Source organism: Mesorhizobium sp. WSM4819, assembly GCF_055811215.1.
Genome location: NZ_JBVVQO010000019.1, coordinates 106534 through 123564, shown reverse-complemented (window position 1 = coordinate 123564; position 17031 = coordinate 106534). Strand labels below are relative to the sequence as shown.

Annotated in this window: 13 protein-coding genes; 2 read left to right on the top strand and 11 right to left on the bottom strand. The window is 64.7% G+C overall.

Annotated features, from left to right (window positions below):
* Positions 1-182: 182 nt before the first annotated feature.
* On the bottom strand, positions 183-1412 hold the full coding sequence (locus tag AC0L18_RS18745) for an amidohydrolase/deacetylase family metallohydrolase (protein ID WP_473493680.1): 1230 nt from the start codon (positions 1410-1412) through the stop codon (positions 183-185).
* A gap of 290 nt (positions 1413-1702) precedes the next feature.
* Entirely contained in the window at positions 1703-2131 is a 429-nt protein-coding gene (locus AC0L18_RS18740) for an Lrp/AsnC family transcriptional regulator (RefSeq protein ID WP_128175259.1), read from the bottom strand.
* Between the two features lie 124 nt (positions 2132-2255).
* On the opposite strand from AC0L18_RS18740, the gene AC0L18_RS18735 reads away from it, so the two are divergent.
* Positions 2256-3359 carry a saccharopine dehydrogenase family protein gene (locus AC0L18_RS18735; protein ID WP_473493679.1) on the top strand — a complete coding sequence of 368 codons (1104 nt, stop codon included), beginning with the start codon at positions 2256-2258 and terminating at the stop codon, positions 3357-3359.
* A gap of 238 nt (positions 3360-3597) precedes the next feature.
* Here AC0L18_RS18735 and lpdA read toward each other — a convergent pair whose 3' ends face one another.
* From lpdA to AC0L18_RS18715, 4 genes are all read right to left on the bottom strand, one after another.
* Positions 3598-4995 (bottom strand): dihydrolipoyl dehydrogenase, encoded by a 1398-nt coding sequence (gene lpdA, locus AC0L18_RS18730; RefSeq protein ID WP_473493678.1) that lies wholly within the window; start codon positions 4993-4995, stop codon positions 3598-3600.
* A 180-nt stretch (positions 4996-5175) separates the two neighbouring features.
* Positions 5176-6561 (bottom strand): dihydrolipoamide acetyltransferase family protein, encoded by a 1386-nt coding sequence (locus AC0L18_RS18725; RefSeq protein WP_473493686.1) that lies wholly within the window; start codon positions 6559-6561, stop codon positions 5176-5178.
* 229 nt (positions 6562-6790) lie between these two features.
* The gene (locus tag AC0L18_RS18720; RefSeq protein ID WP_023802698.1) at positions 6791-7804 is read right to left on the bottom strand and encodes an alpha-ketoacid dehydrogenase subunit beta; all 1014 of its coding nucleotides are present in this window, start codon (positions 7802-7804) and stop codon (positions 6791-6793) included.
* Between the two features lie 2 nt (positions 7805-7806).
* Complete coding sequence (locus AC0L18_RS18715; protein WP_128171037.1) at positions 7807-9039, bottom strand: 3-methyl-2-oxobutanoate dehydrogenase (2-methylpropanoyl-transferring) subunit alpha; 1233 nt, start codon at positions 9037-9039, stop codon at positions 7807-7809.
* Between the two features lie 468 nt (positions 9040-9507).
* Here AC0L18_RS18715 and holA point away from each other — a divergent pair, with 468 nt between their 5' ends.
* Positions 9508-10551, top strand: a complete 1044-nt coding sequence (holA, locus tag AC0L18_RS18710; RefSeq protein WP_473493677.1) for a DNA polymerase III subunit delta — start codon at positions 9508-9510, stop codon at positions 10549-10551.
* 507 nt (positions 10552-11058) lie between these two features.
* On the opposite strand, the gene AC0L18_RS18705 is transcribed toward holA, so the two are convergent.
* The 5 genes from AC0L18_RS18705 to mnmE form a co-directional block, all read right to left on the bottom strand.
* A complete protein-coding gene (locus AC0L18_RS18705) occupies positions 11059-11946 on the bottom strand; it encodes a ParB/RepB/Spo0J family partition protein (protein WP_473493676.1) in 888 nt (295 codons plus the stop codon).
* 35 nt (positions 11947-11981) lie between these two features.
* Positions 11982-12782, bottom strand: a complete 801-nt coding sequence (locus tag AC0L18_RS18700; protein WP_084646769.1) for a ParA family protein — start codon at positions 12780-12782, stop codon at positions 11982-11984.
* 36 nt (positions 12783-12818) lie between these two features.
* Positions 12819-13454, bottom strand: coding sequence for a 16S rRNA (guanine(527)-N(7))-methyltransferase RsmG (gene rsmG, locus AC0L18_RS18695; RefSeq protein ID WP_473493675.1), 636 nt, complete (start codon positions 13452-13454; stop codon positions 12819-12821).
* Positions 13451-15325, bottom strand: a complete 1875-nt coding sequence (mnmG, locus tag AC0L18_RS18690; protein ID WP_473493674.1) for a tRNA uridine-5-carboxymethylaminomethyl(34) synthesis enzyme MnmG — start codon at positions 15323-15325, stop codon at positions 13451-13453. The genes rsmG and mnmG overlap by 4 nt, the downstream gene beginning before the upstream one ends.
* A 347-nt stretch (positions 15326-15672) precedes the next feature.
* Positions 15673-16995, bottom strand: coding sequence for a tRNA uridine-5-carboxymethylaminomethyl(34) synthesis GTPase MnmE (gene mnmE, locus AC0L18_RS18685; RefSeq protein WP_473493673.1), 1323 nt, complete (start codon positions 16993-16995; stop codon positions 15673-15675).
* Positions 16996-17031: the final 36 nt, after the last annotated feature.

The window sequence follows — 17031 nt, the reverse complement described above, 5'->3', positions numbered from 1 at the left end:
CGCAGCGGGTGACCCGGGTCATGACCGGGTCACCCGCCAACCCGATCTTGCATGATTCGAGAGACACAAGGGGTGTTGGACGGAATGAGGCGTTGGTGTTCTCTGGAGCACCCCTCATCCGACCGAGCTTCGCTCGGCCACCTTCTCCCACAACAAGGGGAGAAGAAAGAGCTGCCCAGCCATCACCCACGCCCGAAATGCCGGCTCACCACATCGACATGCGTCTCGTGCCCATGCGCTTCGAAGCGCTCGGTATCGCCAAAATCGTTAGCCGCTTCGTTCGGCCACCAGGTGCCGCCGACCACGATGCCGTCCGATACCAGCCTCTGCTCGGCGATCAGCGAGGCGCCGACCGCGTCGACAAAGGTAAAACGGCCCGGACGCAGCCGCAGCACTGCGATGTCGCCGACGGCGCCGACCTTAAGCGTGCCAAGCTCGGGCCTTGCGATCGCCTCGGCCGGCCGTTGTGTCGCCGCGCGCAGCACCTCGACCAGCGGCATGCCGAGCGCCAGCAATTTCGACATGCACACCAGAATGTCGAAAGCCGGACCGTCGACGCAGTAGAGATGCACGTCGCTGCTGATCACGTCAGGCGCCAGCCCTTCGCTGAGCATCGCCCTGGCAACCGAGAAATCGAAAGAGCCCATGCCGTGGCCGATGTCGAAGATGACGCCGCGCTCGCGCGCCAGCCGCATGTCGGGCCGCACCGCGCCCGAGGCGAAGACCGGCGCGTTGGGAAACGGCCGGAAGCAGTGGGTGAGGACGTCGCCCTTGCGCAGCCGCGGCAGCACTTCCGAACGGCCTGGCGGCGGCTCGTCGATATGCGCCATCAGCGGCAGGCCAGCCTGGTCGGCAGCCTCGAGCGCCAGATCGACCGGCGCGATGCCGCTGCTGCCGCCGGCATGGCGACCCGAGCGTACTTTTACGCCGACGACCACGTCTGCGTGCTCGCGCGCCGCCGCCACCGTCTCGCGCGGTTCGCAGAGCCGCAGATCGCTGCACTCGCCGACCGAAACGGTCTGCGAGAAGCCGAAAATGCCGGCAAAGGAAATGTTGACATAGGCCAGGATGCGGACCTTCGAGCGCTCGATGACGTGGCGGCGAAAGCCGAGGAGGTTGCCGGCGCCAGCGCTTCCGGCGTCGATGAAGGTTGTGGTGCCGCTTTTTGCGGCGAGGCGGTCTGCGTCGACACCGAGCGATGTGCCGCCCCAATAGACGTGGCTATGCAGGTCTATGAGGCCCGGTGCGACGATGGACCCCGTCGCATCGATGACGCGCCCGGCGCGCTCGAAGGGAATGTCGGGATCGATCGCGGCGATGCGGCCGTTGGCGATGGCCAGATCGCGTTGCGCATCGAGGCCGGATGCCGGATCGATGAGGCGGCCGCCCTTCAGCAGGAGATCAAATTGCATCGGCGTCCGGCTCCTGTCTGTTCTCGTTCACCCGGCCTGTCCGCGCAATTCTCATACAGGCCATGTCGGAAAGCAACATTTTTTCGGACTTCATGTTGCTTTATTACAGGAGCATCGCAAGCGTAAGCGTAGCGCCAAAAATTGCCGATCTCCCCCCAAGTGGGGGAGATGCCAAGTTTTGGCAAAGGGGCAGGACAGAGGGGGGCGCTGTCCCGCCGACTTTCCGCAAGATTCTGCCCGGCAGCAGCATTTTGGAAGGAGGGAAGCGGTGCCATGCTCCGCCAAGCCACTCACCGGTCGATCCGCGTCGACAGGATGATCGACGACGATGTCCGCTCGACCCCGTCCATCGCGCCGATCTCATCGAGAAGCGTGTCGAGGTCCTTGATCGACGGCGCGTCGACGACGACGATCATGTCGAAATTGCCACTCACCGAATGCAGCGTCCGCACCGGCGGCAGCGCCTGCAGGCTGCGCACCACCTTGTCGGCAAGCTTGGGCGTGACGGTGAGCAGGACATGCGCCCGCACCAGTCCCTGTTCGTAGTCGGGTGAAAGTCGGACGCCATAGCCGGTGATGATGCCGCGCTGTTCCAGCCGCTCGATCCGGCTCTGCACCGTCGTCCGCGACACGCCGAGCCGCCGCGCCAGTTCGGCCGTCGACGCGCGCGCATTCGCGCGCAGCAGGGAGAGCAGGGCCTGTTCGGCGTTGCTAAGCACTTTCGACGAACCTCATCGGCATACTGTCCAATTTGGCACTTCGTTTTGAACAGTTCAACACTTCCTTTCGACAGGCAAGCTGCGATTCTGTCCGCTCTGTGAAGGGCAAGGCGAGGGAACTGTCATGAAGGACATCATAATTGTCGGCGCCGGCAAGATCGGCTCGACCATCGCCGAGATGCTGGCTTCCACCGGCGACTATCACATAACCCTCGTCGACCGCTTGGCCGCACAGCTCGGCGCGGCCGAACTGCCTGAAACGGTCGAGACGCTGGAACTCGACATCGAAGCCGTCGGCACGCTCGAAGCGGCCCTGGCCGGCAAGTTCGCGGTGCTCAGCGCCGCGCCCTTCCACCTGACCACGCGCATCGCCGAAGCGGCGGCCAGCGCCGATGTGCATTATCTCGACCTGACCGAGGACGTCGTCGCGACCCGGCGCGTCAGGCAATTGGCGCGTACCGCCAACAGCGCCTTCATCCCGCAATGCGGGCTGGCGCCGGGCTTCATCTCGATTGTCGCCAATGATCTCGCCAGCCGCTTCGACACGCTGGAGAGCGTGCGCATGCGGGTCGGCGCACTGCCGCAATACCCGTCGAATGCGCTGAACTACAATCTGACCTGGAGCACGGACGGCGTCATCAACGAATATTGCGAACCTTGCGAGGCGATCGTTGAAGGCGAACTGATCGAGGTACCGCCGCTGGAGGAGCGCGAGGAATTCTCGCTCGACGGCGTTACCTACGAGGCGTTCAACACCTCGGGCGGGCTCGGCACGCTGGCCGAAACCCTGAAGGGCAAGGTGCGCACGCTGAACTATCGTACCATCCGCTACCCCGGCCACGCCGCGATCATGAAGGCGCTCCTCAACGATCTCGGCCTGCGCCACCGCCGCGACGTGCTGAAAGACATTTTTGAGAGCGCCCTGCCGGCGACGCTGCAGGACGTGGTCATCGTCTTCGTCACCGTCAGCGGCCGCAAGAGCGGCCGCCTGCTGCAGGAAACCTACGCCAACAAGATCTACGCCAGGCGCGTCGGCGACAAGGTGCGCAGCGCCATCCAGATCACCACCGCCTCCGCCATCTGCGCGGTGCTCGACATGCTGGCCGACGGCAGCTTGCCGGCGCAGGGTTTTATCAAGCAGGAAGACATCGCGCTCGACGCGTTCCTCGCCAACCGCTTCGGCCGCGCCTACGCGCAGCACGAGATGGTTAGCCGGCTTGCGGGTTAGGTGCTCGCTGACCAGAGATCGGTGGGACAGCGCCCCTTCTGCCCTACCGGGCATCTCCCCCACTTGGGGGGAGATTGGCAGGCATCTCCGCTTTCGCCAATCTCCAACGCTTAAAGTAGGGCGGGACGGCGAGGCTGCCGATCTCCCCCCAAGTGGGGGAGATGTCCGGCAGGACAGAGGGGGGCGCGAAGGAACTCGACCGAACGAGGTTCGAATCCGCCGTGAGGCCAGCCAGCTCTCAGACGTGCAACACCCGCCCCATCGCCTTCAGCGCCGCCTCCTGAAAACCCTCGCCTTGTGTCGGATGGGCATGGATGGTGCCGGCGATATCCTCCAGCCGCGCGCCCATTTCCAGCGCCAGGCCAAACGCCGTCGACAGTTCCGACACGCCCTGGCCGACCGCCTGGATGCCGAGCACCAAATGGTTGTCGGCGCGGGCGACAACCCGGACGAAGCCATCCTCACTCAGCTTGGTCATCGCGCGGCCGTTGGCGGCGAACGGAAACAGCCCGACCTTGATCTCGCCGCCAAGCCTCTTGGCCTCGTCCGGCGACAGGCCGGCGGTGACCAGCTCCGGATCGGTGAAGCAGATGGCGGGAATTGAGCGCTTGTCCCAGCTGCGCTTGTGGCCGGCGACGATCTCGGCGACCATTTCGCCTTGCGCCATCGCCCGGTGCGCCAGCATCGGCTCGCCGGTGACGTCGCCAATGGCAAAGATGCCGCGCATCGAGGTGCGGCACTGATCGTCGATGCGGATGAATTTACCCGCCATATCGAGGTCGATCTGCTCCAGCCCCCAGTCTTCGACCACCGGCCTGCGCCCGACGGTGACCAGGATCCTGTCGGTAGCGATCTTGCTATTCTTGCCGGTCGCCGTTTCGACCAGCAGAGCATCGCCCTTGCTCGACAGGCCCTTGGCCTTGGCGCCGACAAGCACCTCGATCCCGAGCTCGGTGAGCCGCTTCACCACCGGCCGGGTCAGCTCGGCATCATATTGCGCCAGCACGCGCGGCAAGGCCTCGACCACGCTCACCTTGGCGCCCAGTTTGGCGAAGGCGATGCCGAGCTCGAGCCCGATATAGCCGCCGCCGACGACGGCAAGCCTTTCCGGCACTTCGCTCAGCGCCAGCGCGTCGGTCGACGAGATTACCGCACCGCCAAACGGCAGGAACGGCAGCTCGACCGGGGCCGAACCGGTCGCGATCACCACCATCTCGGCGCGGACCACCTGCATGCCGGTCTCGGTCTGGACCTCGACGGTCTTGCCGTCGCGGAATTTCGCCCAGCCATGCACGGTCTTGACCCCGGCCTTCTTGAGCAGGCCGGCAACGCCGCTGTTAAGCCGGCTAACGATACCGTCCTTCCAGGTGATGGTCGCTTCGAGATCGATCGACGGTGTGGCGATTGAAATGCCGAGCGGGCTCTTGCCGCTCGCCATGTGCGAGATTTTCTCGAACTCCTCGGCCGCATGGATCAGCGCCTTGGACGGAATGCAGCCGACATTGAGGCAGGTGCCGCCCGGCTTGCCGAACTCGACGATAACCGTGTCGATGCCGAGCTGGCCGGCACGGATGGCGCAGACATAGCCGCCCGGACCGGCGCCGATGACGAGCAGCTTGCAGGATATTTCTTTCATGTCGACACGCTCTTTTTGGCGAAGAAGGGCCCCCTCATCCGGCCGCTGCGCGGCCACCTTCTCCCCGGCGGGGAGAAGAGGCTTGCACCAGCCTTGGAGAACTCCTCTCCCCTCGGGGAGAGGGTGGCCGTAGCGAAGCGGAGGCCGGGTGAGGGGGCCTTTGCGACCGTTCTCATCATCTCAATCCACGAAAATCAGCGCCGGGGTCTCCAGCAGCGTCTTGATCCGCTGGATAAACACCGCTGCGTCCCAGCCGTCGATGACGCGGTGATCGAAGCTGGAGGACAGGTTCATCATCTTGCGCGGCATGAACTGGGTGCCGTCCCACACCGGCCGCACCATCATCTTGTTGACGCCGAGGATCGCCACTTCCGGATGATTGATCACCGGCGTCGTCGCCACGCCGCCCATGGCGCCGAGCGAGGTGATGGTGATCGTCGATCCCGACAGCTCGTCGCGCGTCGCCGTGCCTGATCTGGCCGCCTCGGCCAGCCTGAAAACCTCTGCGGCGCAGTCCCAGATGTCGCGTGCCTCGGCGTGCTTGACCACCGGCACCACCAGCCCCGAAGGCGTCTGCGCGGCAATGCCGATATGGACGCCGCCATGCTGGTGGACGATGCCGGCCTCGTCGTCGAACAGCGCGTTGATTTTGGGCTGGTCGGCGATCGCCTTGACCATCGCCCGCATCAGGAACGGCAGCAGCGTCAGCTTCGGCCGCGCCACGCCGCCGCGCTTCTCCTTATTGAGCGCCGCGCGCAAATCCTCCAATGCCGTGACGTCGATCTCCTCGACATAGGTGATGTGCGGGATGCGCGACTTGGCCAGCGCCATCTTCTCGGCGATCTTGCGCCTGAGCCCGATGATCTTGATGTCCTCGACCGCCTCGTTGCGGGCGAGGCCGGAGACCTTCGCAAGCTGCGGTCCGCGCGCCAGGAAGGCGTCGATGTCCTCGTGGAGAATGCGGCCGGCCGGGCCGCTTCCCCTGACCTGCCGGAGATCGACGCCGGCCTCCTTTGCCCTGAGGCGGACGGCCGGCGACGCCAGCGGCCTTTCACCTTCGGGACGCGGCGCGGCGACGGGCGCAGTACCCCCACCCCTAACCCCTCCCCACAAGGGGGAGGGGGATTCCGTCGCCGATGCAACCTCACGCTCAGTGATTTTTCCGGGCGGGGACGGGTGCGGTGCCGCTTTGGCACTGGCTTCGGCCGCCGAAGCGCGTCCCCCTCCCCCTTGTGGGGAGGGGCCAGGGGTGGGGGTACTGCGGTCGGTAATCTTGGCGGCCGCCTCGCCGCCCGGCTCCGCAGCTGCCTTCACATTGCCCTCGCCGGCCACCTTCAAGCGTACAATGGGCGAGCCGATCGCCACCGTGTCGCCGATCTCCGCACCCAGCCAGACGATCTCGCCGTCGACTGGCGAAGGAATCTCGACCGTCGCCTTGTCGGTCATGACGGCGGCAAGCACCGCGTCCTCGCGCACGAGATCGCCGACCTTGACCTGCCACTCGACCAGCTCGGCCTCGGCGACGCCTTCGCCGACATCGGGCAGCTTGATCACATACTCGCCCATCGTCAGGTCCCCCTTACCGAGGCGTTTGCGCTGCCCCTCACCCTTGCCCATTCCAGGGCGATCCGCTTGTCTCGCCCGTCCTTCGGACCCCCGTGAACAACGGGGAGAGGGAGATCGCCGGCGTGGCGGCCAGTCCCTTCTCCCCGTTCTGCACGGGGAGAGGGTGCCGGCAGGCGGATGAGGGGCGGCGCCACCATTGGCAATCTGTCCGAGGCTCTGCCTGCCATCGTCAGGCCTCCATCGTTTCGACGAGCGCGCGGCCGAGCCTGGCCGGACCGGGAAAATAGTCCCATTCCTGCGCATGCGGATAGGGCGTGTCCCAGCCGGCGACCCGCACTACCGGCGCTTCCAGATGGTAGAAGCAGTTTTCCTGCACCAGCGCCGACAGCTCGGCGCCGAAGCCTGATGTCAGCGTCGCCTCGTGCACGATCACGCAGCGGCCTGTCCTGTTGACCGAGTCGACGATCGTCTCGAGATCGAGTGGCAGCAGCGTCCTCAGATCGATGATCTCGGCGTCGATGCCGGTCTCCTCGGCCGCCGCCTGCGCGACATAGACCATCGTGCCGTAGGCCAGCACGGTGACCGCGGCGCCCGGCCGACGGATCACCGCCTTGCCGAGCGGGACCGTGTAATGCCCGTCGGCGACCTCGCCGAGCTCATGCTTCGACCACGGCGTCACCGGGCGCTCGTGATGGCCATCGAACGGGCCGTTGTAGAGCCGCTTCGGCTCCAGAAAGATCACCGGATCGGGATCCTCTATCGCCGCGATCAGAAGACCCTTGGCGTCATGCGGATTGGACGGCACGACGACCTTCAGGCCGGAGACATGGGTGAACAGCGCCTCCGGGCTCTGGCTGTGGGTCTGGCCACCAAAAATGCCGCCGCCGGTCGGCATCCGCACCACGATCGGGCAGGTGAAATCGCCGTTCGAGCGATAACGCAGCCGCGCCGCCTCCGAGACGATCTGGTCATAGGCCGGATAAACATAGTCGGCAAATTGCACCTCGACGCAGGGTTTCAGGCCGTAGGCGGCCATGCCGATGGCCGAGCCGACGATGCCGGCTTCGCTGATCGGCGTGTCGAAGCAGCGGCTCTTGCCGTATTTCGCCTGCAGGCCTTGCGTGCAGCGAAACACGCCGCCGAAAAAACCGACATCCTCGCCGAACACAATGACGCGTTCGTCGCGCCCCATCGACACGTCCATGGCGTCGCGGATCGCCTCGATCATGGTCCGTCTTGGCATGGTCAGACCCCCGCCTGCTGGCGCTGGCGTCTGAGATGCGGCGGCATCTCACCATAGACGCCTTCGAACATGTCGCGCGTCGAAGGCTTGCCGCCGGCGTGCAGCGTGCCGTGGCGCTCGGCCTCCCTTTGCGCCGCGATCACCGTTTCGAGGATTTCCGCCTCGGCCTGGGTGTGGCGCTCGTCCGACCAGACGCCGCGCTGGATGAGATGGTTCTTCAGCCTGACGATCGGGTCGCCGAGCGGCCAGGCGTCGGATTCGGCCTTCGGCCGATAGGCCGACGGATCGTCGGAGCTTGAATGCGCCCCGACCCGATAGGTGACATATTCGACCAGCGTCGGCCCAAGATTTTTCCGCGCCCGCTCCGCCGCCCATTTGGCCACCGCGTGGACGGCGAGATAATCGTTGCCGTCGACCCGAAGCGATGGAATGCCAAAGCCGAGGCCGCGGGCGGCAAATGTGCCGGAGCCGCCGCGGGCGATGCCCTGGAAGGTCGAGATCGCCCACTGGTTGTTGACGACGTTGAGCACGACCGGCGCCTTGTAGGTCGAGGCGAACACCAGCGCCGAATGAAAGTCGGACTCGGCCGTCGAACCGTCGCCGATCCAGGCGGCGGCGATCTTCGAATCATTGCTGATCGCCGAAGCCATCGCCCAGCCGACCGCCTGGATATATTGCGTCGCCAGATTGCCGGAGATCGAGAAGAAGCCGTGCTCCTTCGACGAATACATGATCGGCAGTTGCCGGCCCTTCAGCGGATCGGCCTCGTTCGAATAGATCTGGTTCATCATCGTGACCATCGGGTAGCCGTCGGCGATGAGCAGGCCGGCCTGCCGATAGGTCGGAAAGTTCATGTCGCCCGGCGCCAGCGCCTTGCGAAAGGCGCAGCTCACCGCCTCTTCGCCGAGGTGCTGCATGTAAAAGGAGGTCTTGCCCTGGCGCTGCGCCATCTGCATGCGCGCGTCGAAGCTGCGCAGCGTCATCATGTGGCGCAGGCCTTCCAGCAACTCGTCGTCGGAAAGCAGCCCGGCCCACGGCCCGACGGCCTCGCCGGCGCGGTTGAGCACGCGGATGATCGAAAACGCCAGATCGCGGATATCACGCGGATCGATATCGATCTCGGGACGCGGCACCGAGCCGGCCTTGGGAATGGTCACATCAGAAAAATCCGGCGTCCCGCCCGGTCGCACCTCGGGCTCCGGCACATGGAAGCGCAACATTCCCGCATCGGCCATGACCTTCGTCCTCCCATGTTGCCCGGCCAAGATACTTGCACACCGGCAGGCCAGTGCCAATTCGTCGGGCAAGGCTTCCGGCCAACCACCGCGCCGCCAGCAGCACCTGTCAGGATGAAGATATGTCAGCGAAATTTCTTGTCGATCTTCCGGCTCTGCGCGCAATTTGGCGCATGATTGCGCCGGGTTTCCCGCCAGATTGGACAATGCGTCGGATTGAGGCTACGCGTGGCGGCCTTTCCTTCTCCCCTTGTGGGAGAAGGTGGCCGCGAATCGGTCGGATGAGGGGTGTTCCAGCCTGGCACCGACGGCACTCCGTCCAACACCCCTCTCCCGTCTTGGCGCTGCGCGCCAATCCACCCCCCGGGGCGAATCTCGGGCCTCGCCCGCCCTTCGGGCCCCACAAGGGGAGAAGGAAAGGGGCGACCACCGTTCACCCCGCGCCCGCATCATGCTAACCCATAGCCCATGGCACAGAAGAAAGGTTACGAGGTCGATTCGTGGTTGGCGCGGCCGGACCCGCGTGTCTCGATCGTCCTGCTCTACGGGCCCGACCGCGGGCTGGTCGCCGAGCGCGCCCGCGCCTTTGCCGGCAAGACCGGCCTGCCGCTCGACGATCCGTTCTCTGTGATCAGGCTGGACGGGTCGGAAGTCGATCGCGACGAGGGCCGCCTGCTCGATGAGGCCCGCACCGTGCCGATGTTTTCGGACCGGCGCCTGCTCTGGGTGCGCAATGCGTCCGGCCAGAAGGCGCTTGCCGACGACGTCAAGGCGCTGACCGCGGAGCCGCCGCGTGACGCCATCATCCTGATCGAGGCCGGCGACCTGAAGAAGGGCGTCGGGCTGCGCGCCATTGTCGAGGCGGCGGACATTGCCATGGCGCTGCCGTGCTACGCCGACGAGGCGCGGGACATCGATACGGTCATCGACGACGAATTGCGCAAGGCCGGCATGTCGATGACGCTGGAAGCCCGCCAGGCGCTGCGCCGCAACCTCGGTGGTGACCGGCTGGCCTCGCGCGGCGAGATCGAAAAGCTGGTGCTCTATGCCCACGGCCAGAGCGAAATCGGCCTCGATGACGTCAAGGCGACGTCGGGCGACGTCTCTGGCCTGTCCTTCGATGACGCCGTCGATGCCTTGCTCGACGGTAAGGTCGGTGACTTCGACATAGCCTTCACCCGTCACTGCCAGTCCGGCGGCCAGGCTTTTCTGGTGCTGTCGTCGGCGATGCGGCAGCTGCAGGCGATCCAGGCAATGCGCGGCCTGATGGACGCCGGCGGCCGCAACGCCGCTTCGGTGGTTGCCGCGGCGCGCCCGCCGGTTTTTTTCACGCGGCGCAAGTTGGTCGAAAAAGCCCTCGAACGCTGGAGCAGCCAGGCGCTCGCCCGCGCGCTCAACCGCCTGCAGACGGCGGTCCTGCAGACCCGCCGCCGGCCGGACCTCGCGGTCGCGCTGGCCCGGCAGGCGCTGCTCGGCATCGCCGTGGAGAGCGCAAGACTGGCGCAAAGGTAGTGGCTTGTGGGGGGCTTCGTGGAAAAGAAGAAACCAAAGTTCAGTCTGTCAGAGAGAATCAAGCTCGCATTTCGTTATGGCGATCTTAATCCGAATACTGATTGCGAGGAATTCAAACGAAGGGATGAGTTTCTCGTCAGTATCTCCGGTTACTTCGTTTTAATATTCAAACTGATACTCGTGGGCTTCGCCATATTCGCAATTGCCGCCACAATAATCATTAATCTTCAGTGAGAGCGTCCAGCCCAGACCAATTTGGAAGCTAGTTGTCGATGCTTGCGCCGCCCCTCATTGCCCTGCCGGGCATTTCTCCCCGTAAACGGGGAGAAAGAGGCTGACCGCAGCCTCGGCACTTTTTCTGCAACGTTGGTGATTGGCGAAGCCGTCGATGACAGCCCCCTCTCCCCCTCACTATACCGGGAGAGGATGCCGGCAGGCAGGTGAGGGGCGGCGCAAACGTTGGAGCAGGTAGGATCTTAGGGCGCTTGCCCATACTTTGCCGGCTAATCAACCCTCGTTCTTCAGCCGCCGGCAAAGCTCGTCGAGCTGCTCCAGCGTCCGATAGGCGACGCTGATCACGCCGCCGCGCTCGTTGTGCTCGATCGTGACGAACATGCCGAGCGTGCCGGTCATCAGCTTCTCCAGCGCGAGGGTATCGACATCCTTCTGTGCCGGTGCTGCTGCAGGCTGTCGCTTCACCGTCGGCGCACCCGCCGGCATCTGCGCCAGCGCTTCGGCCTGGCGCACCGAAAGCCCGTCCTCGACGATGCGCTTGGCCAGGCCCGCCGGATCCTGCGCCGTCACCAATGTACGGGCGTGGCCGGCCGACAGCGCGCCGTCGACCAGCATGTCGCGGATCACGTCCGGCAGCTTCAACAGCCTGAGCGTGTTGGCGACATGGCTGCGGCTCTTGCCGATCACCTGGCCGAGATCGGCCTGGGTGTAGCCGTGATCGTCGATCAGCTGCTGGTAGCCCATCGCCTCCTCGACCGGATTGAGGTCGGTGCGCTGGACGTTCTCGATGATCGCCAGCTCGAGCGCGGTGCGATCGTTGACATCGCGCACGATGATCGGGATCTCGCTCAGCCCGGCGCGCTGCGCGGCGCGCCAGCGCCGCTCGCCGGCGATGATCTCGTAGCGGCCAGCCTGTGTCTGCGATGGCCGCGCCACCACCGGCTGCACCACGCCATGTTCGCGGATCGACTGGGCAAGATCGGTCAGGTCGGCGTCGCCGAAATGCCGGCGTGGATTCTTTGGGTTCGGGCTCAGGAACTCGATCGGCACCTTGCCGTCGGCATTCATGCCCGGCTTTTCCACTGCTGCCGGACGATCGATTTCGCCGATCAGCGCCGCCAGTCCCCGGCCCAGTCTTTTTCTCGAAAGGTCTTCGCTCATCGTCTGTCCAGATCGTTTCGGTATCAATTCGGCTTCTAAGCGGCGCGCAGTTTGCGCTCGCGGCGGATCACCTCGGAGGCAAGCTGCAGATAGGCCTGGCTGCCGGAGCATTTGAGGTCGTAGAGGATCGCCGGCTTGCCGTAGGACGGCGCCTCGGAGACTCGCACATTGCGCGGGATGACGGTTTCATAGACCTTGTCGCCCATATGCGCCCGCACGTCCTGCACCACCTGGTTGGCGAGGTTGTTGCGCCCGTCGAACATGGTCAGCACGATGCCCTGGATGGTCAGCTCGGGATTGATCGAGCGGCGGACCTGCTCGACCGTTTCCAGCAGTTGGCTAAGACCTTCGAGCGCGAAGAATTCGCATTGCAGCGGCACCAGCACCGAATCGGCTGCCGCCATCGAGTTCAGCGTCAGCAGATTGAGCGACGGCGGGCAATCGATCAGCACATAGCCAAAATTCGCCGAGCGCTCGGCCGAGGCACGCAAGGCGTTGCGCAGCCGCAGCACCCGGTCTGGCGCCGAGGCGATCTCCATTTCGATGCCGAGCAGGTCGAGCGTCGACGGCACGATCGACAGTCCCGGCACCGCCGTCGGGATCGCCGCCGCCTCCAGATCGAGCTCGCCGGTCAGCACGTCATAGGAGGAAACGGTCCGGTCGCGCCGGTCGATGCCGAGACCGGTGCTGGCATTGCCTTGCGGGTCGAGATCGACGATCAGCACCCGCTCGCCGATCGCCGCCAGCGCCGTCGCCAGATTGATGGCCGTCGTCGTCTTGCCGACGCCGCCCTTCTGGTTGGCTACGGTGATGATTCGGGGGCCATTCTTCATCATGGGTCTATGCCAGAAATTCATGCCGAGGTCGCCGATCTAAGTCAGTTGGCGCAAATCAGACAGTTCGAGGATGACGCCGTGAGCGTCGGTCGCGCTGGCATGTTCTACCAGATCGAACGACCATCGTTGAGCGCTTTCTGCCACCTCGCTGCGGTAATCCCGGCCTTTGTGGAACAGGCCATAGGCGCCAGCCGTCAGCCACGGCGCCGCCAGTTCGAGCAACACCGGAAGCGACGCCAGCGCTCTGGCCGTGACGATTTGCGGTGTTGAAACAAACGCATAGGCGTCGTCGATGCGCCGCGCGACGACCCTGGCCGGCAGGTTGAACTGGCCGACGACCGCTTGCAGGAACGATGCCTTTTTCCGGTTGCTTTCAACCAGGTCGATTCTGGCGCCGTCGCGCTCGGCAAGCAGGAATGCCAGCACCAGGCCGGGAAAACCGCCACCGGAGCCGAGATCGAGCCAGCGCTTCGCGTCTGGTTTGATTCGCGCCAGCTGCGCGCTGTCGAGGATGTGGCGGCGCCAGACGTCGCCCTGCGTCGACTGCGCCGCCAGGTTTATCCGGCGGTTCCATTTCTGAAAGACCGTCTCGAACTCTACCAGGCGTTCGAATGTTTCACGTGAAACCGGACCGGCAGCCGATTGCAGGCCCGCCCATGAGGCAGCGCTCACGCAACATTCCTTCGCGTGGCAGCCTCGGCGTTGCGGACATGCGCGACAATGATTGCCAGTGCCGCCGGCGTCATGCCTTCCATACGCTGTGCGTCGGCGATCGAGCGCGGCTGGCGCGACAGCATCTTTTGCTTCAGCTCGTTGGACAGCCCCGGAACGGAAGCAAAGTCGAGCGACGCCGGGATCAATCGGCTCTCCTCTTGCCTGATCTGCGTGACGTCGGCTTGCTGGCGGTCGAGATAGACCGAATATTTCGCTTCCGTTTCAAGGCGCTCTGCCGTTTTGCTGTCAATGCCCGCAAACTGCGGGGCGATCCGGGCCAGCCAGGCGACGTCGACGCCGGGATAGGCCAGCAATTCATAGGCCGAGCGGCGCACCCCGTCCCGGTTGATCTCCAGTCCACGACGCGCCGCTTCATTGGGGGTCAGGGTGAAGCCAAGCGCAAGGTCCCTCGCCTTTTCAAGGTTCTGCACGATATCGCTAAACCGTTGCATCCGCTCCTGCGAGGCAATCCCGAGCTTCATCGCCAGCGGCGTCAGCCGCTCATCGGCGTTGTCCGCCCGCAGCGACAGCCGGAACTCGGCCCGCGAAGTGAACATCCGATACGGTTCGGCGATGCCGCGGCTGGTCAGGTCGTCGACCATCACCCCGATATAGGCCTCGGTGCGGCTGAGCACGATCTGATCGCTTGCCGACGTTTTGCGCGCGGCGTTGATGCCGGCCAACAATCCTTGCGCCCCCGCCTCCTCGTAACCGGTGGTGCCATTGATCTGCCCGGCCAGAAAAAGACCGGCGATCCGCTTGGTTTCCAGCGTCGGCTTGAGCTCGCGCGGGTCGACATGGTCGTATTCGATGGCATAGCCGGGCTGCAGCATGGTGGCGCGTTCAAGGCCCGGAATGGTTTTTAAAATGTCGAGCTGCACGTCCTGCGGCAGCGAGGTCGAAATACCGTTCGGGTAGACGGTATCGTCGTCCAGCCCTTCCGGCTCGAGGAAAATCTGGTGGCCTTCGCGATCGCCGAATTTGACGATCTTGTCCTCGATCGACGGGCAGTAACGCGGCCCCACCCCTTCGATCGAGCCGGAATACATCGCCGACCGGCCCAGATTGGCGCGGATCAGCTCGTGCGTCGCTGCCGTCGTGCGCGTGATGCCGCAATGGATCTGCGGATTGTCGATGCGGTCGGTCATCAGCGAGAACGGCACCGGCTCATCATCCGCCGCCTGGCTCTCCAGCGACGCCCAATCGATCGTGCGCCCGTCCAGCCGCGGCGGCGTGCCGGTCTTCAGCCGCCCGAGCCGGAAGCCGGCGCGGCTCATCGTCGCCGACAGGCCGAGGCTGGCCTGCTCGTTCATGCGGCCGGCAACGATTTTCCTCTCGCCGATATGGATCAGCCCGCGCAGGAAAGTGCCGGTGGTCAGCACCACGGCGCCGCAGCCAAGCCGGCGGCCATCCGCCAGCAGCAACGCCGCCAGGCGCTCATCGGCGATTTCGAAATCCAGGACCTCGCCCTCGACCACGTCGAGGCCCGCCTGTTCGCGAATCGCCGCTTGCATGGCGAGCCGATAGAGTTTTCTGTCGGCTTGCGTCCGCGGCCCGCGAACGGCCGGGCCCTTGCGGCGGTTGAGCAGACGGAACTGGATGCCGGCCGCATCGGCGACGCGCCCCATCAGCCCGTCCATGGCATCGATCTCGCGAACCAGATGGCCCTTGCCGAGCCCGCCGATCGCCGGATTGCACGACATGACGCCGATCGTCTCGAAGCGCAGCGTCACCAGGGCAGTCTTCGCGCCAGCGCGCGCGGCAGCACTGGCCGCCTCGCAACCAGCATGGCCGCCGCCCACTACAACCACATCATAGTGATCGGTCATTTTTAGTGTTCCAGATTCAGGTTGACCGACACATGTCCCCGTCAGGACGTGGTGTCAAGCCGGCACCTTCTCCCCGTATAGTGACGGGGAGAAGCGGGCTAGCCGCAGCAACGACGGGTCTTTTGCAACGCTGGTGATTGGGGAAACCGTCGACGGTTGTGTCTTTCTCCCCGTCACTATACGGGGAGAAATGCCCGGCAGGGCAATGAGGGGCAGTGCTAAGTCTGAAATTCGATCCCGTCTCGGGGACCGTGGATCGTTTCACGTGAAACAATGCCTTCGAGCTAATGGCGTGGTGTTTCACGTGAATCATCCAAAGCTGGCCGGCCCGCAATGTTTCACGTGAGTCATTTGCCGATGCAGAACTGCGCAAAGATGACGTCGAACATGTCCTCGACATCGACCGCCCCCACGATGCGGCCAAGCCGATCAGCCGCCAGCCGCAATTCCTCTGCCCGCAGTTCCTGCCCGCGTCCATCCTCTGCCGCTGCCACCAGCAGGAAGCACTTCGTCTCGTTGAGCAGTTCGACGTGCCGCAGCCGCGACGGCAGGATATCGCCGGCCTGGCCGACCCGCGCTGCGGCGCGACGGCCGATCTCGCCCAGCAATTCCGCCAACCCGGTTCCATCCTTGGTCGAGATAACCGCGTCGTAGCGCGCCACAAGCGATTCATCCCGCAGCAAATCGGCCTTCGTCCCGATCCTCAAGGCCGGGACATCAGGTGGTATTGCGCCGATCGGCACCGGCTCCGCCATATCCTCCAGCACCAGCAACAGATCGGCAGTGCCGGCCTTGCTCCTCGCCCTTTCGATGCCGATCGCCTCAATTCTGCCGGGCGTATCGCGCAGGCCGGCGGTATCGGTCACTCTTATGCGCATCCCCTCCAGGTCCAGCACCACCTCGAGCAGATCGCGGGTGGTGCCCGGCTCCTCGGTGACGATCGCCGCATCGCGCCGGGTCAGTGCGTTGAACAGGCTTGATTTGCCGGCATTCGGCGCACCAAGAATGACGACCTCGAAGCCGTCACGGATGATTTCGGCCGCCCGGAAGCCTTGGACATGACGCTCGATCTCGCCGGTCATGTCGCGGACGTCGGACCAGACCGTCTCTGCAACGGAACCGGGCACATCGTCTTCGTCAGCAAAATCGATTTCCGCCTCGATCATCGCCCGCGCATGAATCAGCCGACGGCGCCAGGCGAGGTAGAGCTCGCTCTGCGCGCCTTCGGCATTCTGCACGGCAAAGCGCCGCTGAGCCTCGGTTTCGGCATTGACGAGATCGGCCAGCGCCTCGGTCTCGACCAGATCGACCTTGCCATTGAGAAAGGCGCGGCGGGTGAACTCGCCCGGCTCTGCATGTCTGACGCCGTCGAAGCCGGCGATCACCTCCAGCATCTTCGCCACCACGGCCCGCCCGCCATGGACGTGGAATTCGGCGACATCCTCGCCGGTAAAGCTGTTTGGGCCGGCAAAGAAAACGACCAGCCCGCTGTCGAGCACCGATCCGTCCGGCGCCCTGAACTGGCGATAGGCGGCAACACGGTTCTTGACCTTGGGGCCAGCAATCGTTTCTACGACGAATCGACTTTGCGGGCCGGAAATGCGGATTACGGCAACCCCAGCAGGCAGGCGGCCGCTCGACAGGGCAACAATGGAATTACCTGAAATCATTTGCCGACCCAGCACAACCGCCCTAGCTTCGCTTAT

Excerpts from the sequence above, each read along its gene's own strand:
- AC0L18_RS18700 (WP_084646769.1), bottom strand. The coding sequence starts at position 12,782 with ATGATGAAGAATGGCCCCCGAATCATCACCGTAGCCAACCAGAAGGGC.
- AC0L18_RS18705 (WP_473493676.1), bottom strand. The coding sequence starts at position 11,946 with ATGAGCGAAGACCTTTCGAGAAAAAGACTGGGCCGGGGACTGGCGGCG.
- mnmE (WP_473493673.1), bottom strand. The coding sequence starts at position 16,995 with ATGATTTCAGGTAATTCCATTGTTGCCCTGTCGAGCGGCCGCCTGCCT.
- AC0L18_RS18725 (WP_473493686.1), bottom strand. The coding sequence starts at position 6,561 with ATGGGCGAGTATGTGATCAAGCTGCCCGATGTCGGCGAAGGCGTCGCC.
- AC0L18_RS18735 (WP_473493679.1), top strand. The coding sequence starts at position 2,256 with ATGAAGGACATCATAATTGTCGGCGCCGGCAAGATCGGCTCGACCATC.
- holA (WP_473493677.1), top strand. The coding sequence starts at position 9,508 with ATGGCACAGAAGAAAGGTTACGAGGTCGATTCGTGGTTGGCGCGGCCG.
- lpdA (WP_473493678.1), bottom strand. The coding sequence starts at position 4,995 with ATGAAAGAAATATCCTGCAAGCTGCTCGTCATCGGCGCCGGTCCGGGC.
- AC0L18_RS18745 (WP_473493680.1), bottom strand. The coding sequence starts at position 1,412 with ATGCAATTTGATCTCCTGCTGAAGGGCGGCCGCCTCATCGATCCGGCA.
- mnmG (WP_473493674.1), bottom strand. The coding sequence starts at position 15,325 with ATGACCGATCACTATGATGTGGTTGTAGTGGGCGGCGGCCATGCTGGT.
- AC0L18_RS18715 (WP_128171037.1), bottom strand. The coding sequence starts at position 9,039 with ATGGCCGATGCGGGAATGTTGCGCTTCCATGTGCCGGAGCCCGAGGTG.
- AC0L18_RS18720 (WP_023802698.1), bottom strand. The coding sequence starts at position 7,804 with ATGCCAAGACGGACCATGATCGAGGCGATCCGCGACGCCATGGACGTG.